The following is a 5,225-nucleotide window of genomic DNA, read 5'->3' on the forward strand; positions in this document are numbered from 1 at the left end:
GGCTAACCCACCGCCAATCCTGGACCTAACCCCACCCCAGTCCCCCCTTGTTGATCATGAGGTTTGCGGCACTTGTCGATCTCCAAACTGTCGCTAACCTCATGATCAACTAACGTGGGAGGGGGGGTTTTGGCCTGTCCGGGCGGGCCTGGTAACCTGGCTCTTCGCGCAGCGATGACGCATGCTCGTCGCGCGCAACAAGCTGACCAACCCGAGCTATCAAGACGAGGCTGTCGCGTGGCGAACATCAAGTCCCAGATCAAGCGCAACCGGCAGAACGAGAAGCGCCGGCTGCGGAACAAGTCGGTCAAGTCGTCGCTGAAGACCGCCATCCGCAAGTTCCACGAGGCCGCCGAGGCCGGTGACGTCGAGAAGGCCACCGCCCTCATGCAGGACGCCTCGCGCAAGCTGGACAAGGCGGCCAGCAAGGGCGTCATCCACACCAACCAGGCTGCGAACCGCAAGTCGGCGATCGCCAAGCGCGTCGCGTCGTTCTCCGCCTGAGTCAGCGCGATCTTCAGATCTGACGGAAGCCCCGGGGTGCCGCCTCGGGGCTTCCGCACGTCGTCCTTCACCCCGACGTCAGCACCTGATCACCCAAGATCCGGCCTGAACACGTCGCGGGGCCCGGGTGTGATCACATCTCGGGGTTCGACGACGCCCACGCCGCGTTCCCGCGGTGGATCGGCGCTCACCACCACCCCGGTCCCCCGCTTCGGTCGCCAGTCGACGTGGACCCGCCCGACGACCGGTGCCATCTGCTGGCGGAACCTGTCGCGTTCCTGCTCTGGCACGGCCGCGGCCGAACGGACCACCGCGGCGGCCACCAGGTCGTTGAGCTTGACCATGACGGCCACCGCCATCGGCAGCACCAGCACGGCCCACCAGCTCACCAGCTCGGCGAGGGCGAGCAGCGCCGCCAACGCGATGGTCCCCTCGAAGAACACGAAGCAGAGCACACCGCCCGGGTTGACGAAGCGCAACCCGAGCACCCGGGCGTAGAGCGGCCGGTACCGCTCCTCGTCGGCCGGGATCGTGGCCCACGAGCCACGGAGGGCTCCGCTCACCTGGCGCCGCCCTGCCGCGCGGCAGCCACCGAGAAGACCGCCTTCTCCAGCGCGTACGCCCGGTCGTCGGAACCGCCCTTGACCGCCGCGTTGCACTCGGCCGCCGCCTGCATCGCCCGGACCAGCCCGTCGGGCGTCCAGCCACGCGCCTGCCGCTGAGCCCGCTCGACCTTCCACGGCGGCATGCCCAGGCTGCTCGCCAGCTGATAGGAGCTGCCCCGACCGGCCGAGGCGACCCGGGCCACGGTGCGTACTCCGTCGGCGAGGGCGTCGGCGATCGGCACCGGGTCCACTCCCACGTGCAGCGCCCAGCGCAGCGCCTCCAGCGCACCTGGCAGGTCACCGACCATCGTGGCGTCGGCCACGGTGAAGCCGCTCACCTCGACCCGACCCCGGTAGTAGCGGGCCACCGTGTCGGCACCGATCCGGCCGTCGGTGTCGGCGACCAACTGCGCGCAGGCCGCCGAGAGTTCCCGCAGGTCGTTGCCGACCGCCGCGATCAGCGCCTCGGCGGCGTCGTCGGCGCACCGCCCGCCCGCCCGACGGAACTCGTCGCGGACGAAGGCCACCCGGTCCCGGTGCCCCTTGAGCTTGGCCGCCGGCAGCACCTGGGCACCGGCCGACTTCAGCCCGTCGGCGAACGCCTTGCCCTTGGCCGCCCCGAGGTGCTGCACGACGAGCTGCACGTCCGGGTCGGGATTCTTCGCGTAGGCCAGCAGGGCCGCGACCAGGTCCTTGCGGGCATCCTGACCGGACCGGAGCACCAGCACCCGGCGGCCACCGAACAGCGACGGACTGAGCATCTCGTCGATCTCGCCGACGGTGAGCTGACCGGCGGCGTACTCCCGCACGTCCACGTCCGGATCGGTGGCCCGGGCCGCGGCGACGGTCTGGGCCACCGCACGCGTGGCGAGCAGCTCCTCGTCGCCGAGGACGAGCACAATGGGAGCGGCACTGGCGGCGGTCACGCCGCCCATATTCGCACGCCCCACGGCATGGTCCAGTCCGCTCGTCGGCTCTGCACCGGCAGCGCCGCACACAGCGCAAATCCAGACATTTGACTGATTACGTTATTTTCGCCATGAATCATCATGGATTCGCGATTTTTCATCATGGTCTCGCCCGACTCAGGTCGACCCCGCCCGTCACCACCGCCAGGCCGGAGGGGCCGAGCACCGCCGCGACATCTCCGTCCACGTCGGTACGCAGCACCCGCGCCCCGTGACGGGACAGCCGGGCCAGCACCGCCTCGCTGGGATGGCCGTAGGTGTTGCCGGCACCCACCGGCACCAGCGCCACCGCCGGGCGGATCGCGTCCAGAAAGGCCGGATCCTGGTACGCCGAGCCGTGGTGGGCGACCTTCAGCACATCGGCCCGCAGACCGGTCGGTGGTGGATGCTCCCGCAACTCCCGCTGCAACTCGGTCTCGGCGTCACCGGCGAGCAGGATCCGCACCCCGTCCACGACGGCCAGCAGCACCAGCGAGTTGTTGTTCGGGTCCGATCTGGTGCCGCGCATCGGGAACGGCGGGCCGAGCACCACCAGGTCGGTCCGGCCGGCCCGGTAGCGCCAGCCGGCCGGGGCGGCCACCAGCGGAGTGGCGTGGCCGGCGGCGGCGCTCTGGACCAGTTCCCGCCCGGCAGCCGGCTCCGGCCACTGCGGGGTGAGCACCGTGTCGACAGGCCGGCCCCGGAAGATCCCAGCGATTCCGCCGGTGTGGTCGACGTGGAAGTGGCTGATCACCAGCAGCGACACCCGGCGTACGCCGAGGCGGCGCAGGCAGGCGTCGGCCGCCGACGGATCCGGACCGGCGTCGACCACGACGGCCCGGCCGGCCGCCACCGGCAACACCACGGTGTCGCCCTGGCCGACGGCGCAGGCGGCGACGACCCACCCCGGGGGCGGCCAGCCGGGCGCGAGCACCCGTACCGGCACGCTACCGAGCACCACCGCGAGGGTCACCACCAGCAGCAACCGACGCACCACCGGCCGCCGGGCCGCCACCAGGAGCACCACTGTCAACGCGGCCAGCAGCAGCGCGCCGAAGACCCCGCCCGGCCAGGGCAGGTTACCGGCCGGCATTCGAGCGCCGTACCGGGCGACAAGCACCAGCCACCACGCCGGCCAGTGGGCCAGCCAGGCGGCCAGGTCGGCACCGGCCGGCCAGAGTGGTGACACGGACGCGGCCACCACACCCAGCACGGTCGCCGGAGCGATCGCCGGCACCGCGAGCAGGTTGGCCGGCACGGCGACCAGACTGATCGTCCCGGAAATTCCGGCGATCACCGGCGAGCAGGCGAGCTGCGCAGCCGCCGGCACCGCGAGGGCCTCGGCCGCACCCGGTGGTACGCCCCGGCGGCGCAGACCGTCCCGCCACCGCGGCGCGAGCAGCAGCAGGCCGCCGGTGGCGAGCACGGAGAGCGCGAAACCGGCGTCTGCGGCCAGGTCGGGATCGACAAGCACCAGCACCGCCACGGCGGCGGCCAGGGCCGGCACCGCCGCCCGGGGTCGCCCCGCAGCCAGGGCGGCCAGCCCGATCGCGCCCATGGTGGCCGCACGGACCACACTCGGTGACGGCCGGACCAGGATGACGAAGCCCACCAGCGCGATCCCGCACAACCCGGCGGCCAGCAGCGGCCCGGCCCGCGCCCAGCGGGCCAGCAGCAGTACGGCGCCGGCGATGATGGCGACGTTGGACCCGGACACCGCATTCAGATGTGTCATTCCGGTAGCGCGGAAGTCCTCTTCCACTGCCTCAGGCAGCGCGCTGGTGTCGCCGACGACCAGGCCGGGAAGCAGTCCGCCCGGCTCGTCGGGCAGCGGCGCGCAGGCCCGCTGTAGACCGGCGCGGAGCCGACCGGCTGCCCGTTGCAGGGCCGACGGCGCGCCGAGCCGGACGGGTGGGCCGGTGGCGGTGAGCACCGCGCCGGTCAGGTCGCCACCGCGTGGTTCCATCAGCCGTCCCTCGGCCGTGAGCCGTTGTCCGGGCAGCAGCCCGCGCCAGGCCGGGTCATCGGCCAGCACCAGCATCCGGGCCGGCACGGTGACGCGCTGCCCCGCGGCACCGTGGACGGTGACCAGCCTGGCCCGCACCAACAGGGTCGGCGGACGGCCCACGATGCCACCGCGTACCGCCCGGGGGTCGTCCCGGACGACCAACTCGGCGGTGACCCGGGCGCCTTCCTCGACCAGGGTGCGCAGCGGCTCGGCGTCGCGTACGGCCAGCCGGGACGAGGTGGCCGCGCCGCCGCAGAGCACACCGATCAGGACCGCCACCACGATCCAGCCGTAGCGGCGAGCGATGCTGCCGGGCCGGCCGACGACCCCGAGCAGGTGCAGCGCCGTCAGGACCGCGAGCCCGGCGGCGACACCTGCCACCAGCAACGTACGTCGCGCGTCGAGCGGCAGCCCGGCCAGCGCGGTGAGCCATGCCGCCACGGCCAGCCCGGCCAGCCGGAGATCGGGCGGTTCCGCACTGACCGCCGTCACACCGTCACCAGGTCCTTGAGCTGCTCGTACCGGGCGTCGCCGATCCCGCTGACCTGGCGGAGGTCGCTGACGGACCGGAACCCGCCGTGCTGGTCGCGGTGCGCGATGATACGGCCGGCGAGCACCGGTCCCACGCCGGGCAGCGTCTCCAGTTGGGCCGGGGTCGCGGTGTTGAGGTTGACAGGCCCACCGGCGGCCGGATCGCCCGCCGGCCCCGCGCCACCGGCCGGCCCCGCCCCCGGCGGTGGGGTCGGCGCCGCCACACCGACCAGGATCAGCTCTCCGTCGGAGACCTTCCGGGCCGGGTTGAGCATCGCCACGTCCACCCCGGGCAGCGCCCCACCGGCCGCCTCGACGGCGTCGGCGACCCGCGCCCCGGCCGGAATCCGGACCAACCCGGGACGGCGGACCTTGCCGGCCACGGCGACCACCAGTTCCCCCGACGGCGCGGTCACCGGTTCGTCGCCGCTCGGTGCCGCCGCTCCGCCGGTGGGTGCCGCCGAACCTGAGGCGACGGTGGTGCCGGTCGTGGCCACGACCGGCTCCACCTCGGGGCGGGACCGCCAGGCCCAGCCTGCGGCGGCGAGCACCACCAGGACGGCAACCACCGCGAGTGCCCGCACGCCCCGCCGACCCGGGTCGAACGCACCCCGCCCCGGCAGCCTGGAC

At 73.4% G+C, this 5,225-nt stretch carries 5 protein-coding genes; 1 reads left to right on the forward strand and 4 read right to left on the reverse strand.

Annotated features, from left to right (window positions below):
• The first annotated feature begins 237 nt into the window (after positions 1-237).
• A complete protein-coding gene (gene rpsT / locus C1I93_RS28010) occupies positions 238-504 on the forward strand; it encodes a 30S ribosomal protein S20 (protein ID WP_111246267.1) in 267 nt (88 codons plus the stop codon).
• An 89-nt stretch (positions 505-593) separates the two neighbouring features.
• Here the strand turns inward: rpsT and C1I93_RS28015 are convergent, their stop codons facing one another.
• The 4 genes from C1I93_RS28015 to C1I93_RS28030 form a co-directional block, all read right to left on the reverse strand.
• Positions 594-1,067: a hypothetical protein gene (locus C1I93_RS28015; protein WP_223256322.1), complete on the reverse strand. Its 474-nt coding sequence runs from the start codon at positions 1,065-1,067 to the stop codon at positions 594-596.
• Positions 1,064-2,044: a DNA polymerase III subunit delta gene (gene holA / locus C1I93_RS28020; RefSeq protein ID WP_111246268.1), complete on the reverse strand. Its 981-nt coding sequence runs from the start codon at positions 2,042-2,044 to the stop codon at positions 1,064-1,066. The genes C1I93_RS28015 and holA overlap by 4 nt, the downstream gene beginning before the upstream one ends.
• Positions 2,045-2,177: 133 nt before the next feature.
• Entirely contained in the window at positions 2,178-4,556 is a 2,379-nt protein-coding gene (locus C1I93_RS28025; RefSeq protein ID WP_111246269.1) for a ComEC/Rec2 family competence protein, read from the reverse strand.
• A partial coding sequence (locus C1I93_RS28030; protein WP_111246270.1) for a ComEA family DNA-binding protein occupies positions 4,553-5,225 on the reverse strand: 673 nt, incomplete at its 5' end. The genes C1I93_RS28025 and C1I93_RS28030, both read right to left, overlap by 4 nt.

Source organism: Micromonospora endophytica, from assembly GCF_003236305.1.
Taxonomy (GTDB): domain Bacteria; phylum Actinomycetota; class Actinomycetes; order Mycobacteriales; family Micromonosporaceae; genus Micromonospora; species Micromonospora endophytica.